This window comes from Candidatus Cloacimonadota bacterium (assembly GCA_011372345.1).
In the GTDB taxonomy this organism is placed as follows: Bacteria; Cloacimonadota; Cloacimonadia; order Cloacimonadales; family TCS61; genus DRTC01.
Genome location: DRTC01000107.1, coordinates 1 through 4,147, shown reverse-complemented (window position 1 = coordinate 4,147; position 4,147 = coordinate 1). Strand labels below are relative to the sequence as shown.

At 35.7% G+C, this 4,147-nt stretch carries 5 protein-coding genes; 1 reads left to right on the top strand and 4 read right to left on the bottom strand.

Translation table 11 applies throughout. From position 1 onward, the window contains the following. From ENL20_02000 to ENL20_01985, 4 genes are all read right to left on the bottom strand, one after another. On the bottom strand, positions 1–271 hold a 271-nt coding region (locus ENL20_02000; protein HHE37327.1), incomplete at its 3' end, for a hypothetical protein. After that, positions 264–1,484 carry an FtsX-like permease family protein gene (locus ENL20_01995; GenBank protein ID HHE37326.1) on the bottom strand — a complete coding sequence of 407 codons (1,221 nt, stop codon included), beginning with the start codon at positions 1,482–1,484 and terminating at the stop codon, positions 264–266. The genes ENL20_01995 and ENL20_02000, both read right to left, overlap by 8 nt. Positions 1,485–1,756: 272 nt before the next feature. Further along, the gene (locus tag ENL20_01990; protein ID HHE37325.1) at positions 1,757–2,434 is read right to left on the bottom strand and encodes an ABC transporter ATP-binding protein; all 678 of its coding nucleotides are present in this window, start codon (positions 2,432–2,434) and stop codon (positions 1,757–1,759) included. Between the two features lie 129 nt (positions 2,435–2,563). Beyond that, the gene (locus ENL20_01985; protein ID HHE37324.1) at positions 2,564–3,505 is read right to left on the bottom strand and encodes a hypothetical protein; all 942 of its coding nucleotides are present in this window, start codon (positions 3,503–3,505) and stop codon (positions 2,564–2,566) included. 245 nt (positions 3,506–3,750) lie between these two features. Here ENL20_01985 and ENL20_01980 point away from each other — a divergent pair, with 245 nt between their 5' ends. Further along, positions 3,751–3,993 carry a hypothetical protein gene (locus tag ENL20_01980; protein HHE37323.1) on the top strand — a complete coding sequence of 81 codons (243 nt, stop codon included), beginning with the start codon at positions 3,751–3,753 and terminating at the stop codon, positions 3,991–3,993. The last annotated feature ends 154 nt before the right edge of the window (positions 3,994–4,147 follow it).

Here is a 4,147-nt window from a genome sequence, read left to right as displayed (position 1 = left end):
GATTAAAAGGTATTTTTTTACTTGCAATTTGAGTTACAAACTCGGAAATCTGTTCAGCAGAATCAGGAAGAAAAATTGAAATTAGAAGTTCTTTGAAATGAGATTGAAGTTTGAGGAAGGGAAGTTCCGGCAGGAAAAAAAGAAGGAAGATTATAAAAGGAACAAAACCCAATAAAGTGATAAAGGTTAATGCTGCTGATTCTTTGAAAATACCTTCTTCCTCGTATTTCTTCTTAAACGCTTTAAAAAAAGTTATCAGTCCTTTATTCATATCTCAACGCCTCGACCGGATTAAGTCTACTTGCTTTGATCGCGGGTGATATTCCGAAGATCAATCCGACTCCGGCAGAAACGATCAAAGCTACAACTATCATTTGGAATCCGGCAATTAATTCAAATTCAAGGTATTTCCCAACCATATCCAGAATCAGCAATCCTGAAATTATTCCACATATTCCACCAACGGTAGTAACTAAAACCGTTTGAACCAGGAATTGCAGGAAAATATCTCTCCGACGAGCTCCAACTGCTATCCGAATTCCGATTTCTCTGGTTCGTTCCTGAATAGAAGCCAGCATAATATTCATGATGACAATACCTCCAACGAGAAGCGAGATCGTGCTGATCAGGAAAAATATCATCCTGAAAGTTGCCTGCTCTTTTGCCATGTCTTCAGCATTTTCCTGGGCGGATTCTATCCTGAAAACAGGTTCTCCATGGCGCAGGTTTAAAACAATGTTTTCTATCTTGCTTCTTAATTCAGGAGCATGTTCGGGACTGACAGCTCTGATAGATAGATCTTCGATAACATCTTCATTTGTTACTTTATGGATCATGGTGCTGATGGGAATGAATGATCTTCTGTTCATATAACCAAGAGCATTATCATGCATAAAATCACCGGGAAGAAATTTATACTCCATAATTCCGATTACCTGCAACCTGCGATTGTGAACTGTGATGAATTCCCCGATCGGATTTTTGTTACCGAATAATTCTTCTCTCACCTGTGTTCCAATAACGATCACATCATTTGATTGATTGATATCGAACTCACTGATGAATCTTCCTTCCGAAGTTGTCCATTCCTCGACTTTTGTAAAATCAGGAGTCACTCCATTGACTCTTCCCCAGAATTTCTCCGAACCTGAACTTATCCTGAAATGTTTTCTGATCTGCGGATTAAAATATTCAGCTTCCGGAAGAAGGGAATGGATCAGATTATATTCCTTGAGAGTAAAATATTTTTTTTGAGATGTTTCCTTATTATATTCCCAGTTTCTCCGGATCGTGATCTTACTCATTCCACCGCGCTCCATCATCCAATCGAGTGTCTTTTTGTTGATCCCTTTGACTAATGAAAGAACCACCACGATGGACATGGTTCCCAAAATAATGCCAAAGATGGTCACAAAACTCCTGATCTTGCGAGACCAGAAATCAGAGAAGCCGACGATCACACTTTCTTTAAGAGATATTGCCATTGTTTTTATCCGGTAATTAAAACTTCACAAATCTTTTAGATTTGGTAAGTTTCCATAAGTTTTTAGAATGTTCTTATATCCATTTTAATTTTAAAAAACTTCACAATCCGGCAGCTGTCGGATTGGTAAGTTTCAATCGTTTGAATTTGTGAAGTCTTTTAGACTTAACAAATTTTAAAATAAGCCTACATTCAAAACTGTTCAACTTTCCGAATCTTATCTTAAAGAAGTTCTTTGGGGGAAGCTTCGGAAAGTCCGACCATTCGTAAGGTTTAGTTACCATCTGTTATTAATCCGTCCACGATCTGGATCACTTTATTTGCCCTGTTCGCCACAGCAGCATCATGAGTTACAATGATCAGGGTATGACCCTTTGCATGGAGTTCGGAAAATATAGAGAGAATATCATTACCGGATGCAGTATCCAGGTTACCTGTCGGTTCATCAGCGAGAATGATCGAAGGATTGTTTACAATTGCTCTGGCTATGGCAACCCTCTGTCTCTGTCCTCCGGAAAGTTCGGTCGGTTTATGTTTAAGCCGGTCACTTAATCCCACTTCATCCAATACTTTCCTTGCCTGCCTGATCCGTTTCCTTTTCCCGAAACCTGCATACATCAAAGGAAGCTCGACATTTTTCTGAATATTCAAATGGGGGAGAAGGTTAAAGGTCTGGAACACAAATCCGATCTGTTTATTACGAATAGCAGCTAATTTCCTTTTCTTCATTTTGCTGACTTCTTCATTACTGAGAAAGTATTCCCCGGAACTGGGAGAATCAAGGCAGCCGAGAATGTGCATTAAAGTAGATTTACCGGAACCGGAAGGTCCCATGATCGCTACAAAATCGTTTTTATCAATGGTAAGATCAATTCCGTTCAAAGCAGGAACTGTGATCTTTCCCATTTTGTATTCTTTTTTTATATCGTTTATTTCGATCAAACTTTCCATATTATTTTCCTTAAATATTTGGAAGGATAATTTTTTCAAGGTTATTAATTGTCAAAAGAAAAAAAAATAATATTCAAATAGTCTATACAGGATTGCTTTCCTTAACAATCCGACAGGTTGTTTTATTATCTATCTTTCATAAACAGGTTTAAAATCTTTCAATAATTCATCTACTTTTTCATCGGAAATGGATAATATCCCTCTTTTACCTGGTTTTAGTTGTTCTTTTATATGTAATGGGATTTCTGCGGCTTTAAAACCGGTTATTTTTTTAGGAAGTTTTGGTAATTTAGTGATCCTGATCCTGTTTTTATAATAGGTAGTGAAATAAAGGAAATAGCAGTTATATTCATTTTTGGAATCAAAATAATGCACGATCAATCGAAATCTGTTTCTCCCTGTTAACCTGATATTATAATCATGAAATCTCGCGAAATCGAAATTTGGAATTTGGTTAAGAATTAATTGCTTTCCGAAATATATTCTCATCTTGTTAACAGTATTGTTTTTTATGGCAAGTTTAAAGGAAATGATAAAGTTCCTGATGTTTCTATGCAATTTAGAATTTATTATCGCTTTTGTACCGATCATACCTGCATGACGGTAATACTCAGCCAGCGTATCTTTTTTCAGGTTGTAGATCTTTTTCTTCAAGTTTTCAAACGATTCTTTTCTCTGTATCGCAATTTTTTTGATCGTACAGCCCTTATTAAAATAGTTCTTCATAAGATCTCTTTCAAAATATTTTAATTTTTTAATGTTTTTCTGAATTATATCATACTTTTCATGGCGAGAACTTAAGCTGCTATCCAAGAGATCATCTGTGATCAGATGTTCAACAGAGGCAAAGGTGATAGTGCGATTTCTTTTTTTTGCATATTTCAAGGCTTCATTAACTGCTATTTTTTTGATATATTTATCCTTTCCTTTTTTATCGACTTTTATCTTTTTCTCACATAAATTAAAAACTACAGTTTGGGAAATATCTTTAGCATCTTCAATATTATTCAGTATCTTCAAGGCTTCAAAATAAGAAATTTTTGCATAATCCCGGGCTTCTTGATCTGTCATAAAAATACCCCTTATATGTTCTGGTGTCTTTGTGTCCGGCAGCTACCGGATGCCGGCATCAAGCGAAGCAATCTCAAACAAATGCGTTCATTTCGTTAGAACTATTTTATCGGAATCCTCGTGATGACGAAAAAATGGTCATCTTGTAATTCCTTATTTTATTATAAAATACGCTACTTTTGTTCCCTCATTTCCCTTTTCAATGATATATAAATATAGATAACAAGAAAAAGGAGCATGCAAAAATGAGAAAAAAATCATCTCTCATATTTATGATCTTAATTTTTGTTCTCTTGCTTAGCTGTCAATCGATTTTTTCCCTATCCAAATGGATAGAATTCGGAGCTGAATGGCATTATGTTCCGGACCTGACAGTTCTGCAGGAACACGAACTACCACCGGAGTATAATATTCTCGAAGAAGATCCGGTGGAAAAAAAGGAGATCGTTGAAATCAATGGAGTTATTTATGTGGTTGAACTGGAGTGATAAGATAGATCGGGAATTTATCCGCAATAGATCTAATTCCACTAAAAATAAGAACATAACTTTATAAATTGATTAAAAATATAATTGGAAACAGGAAAAGGAAACGGGAATTCAGAAAATTGAAATGCAAAATAAAAAATCTCTGTGATCTCTG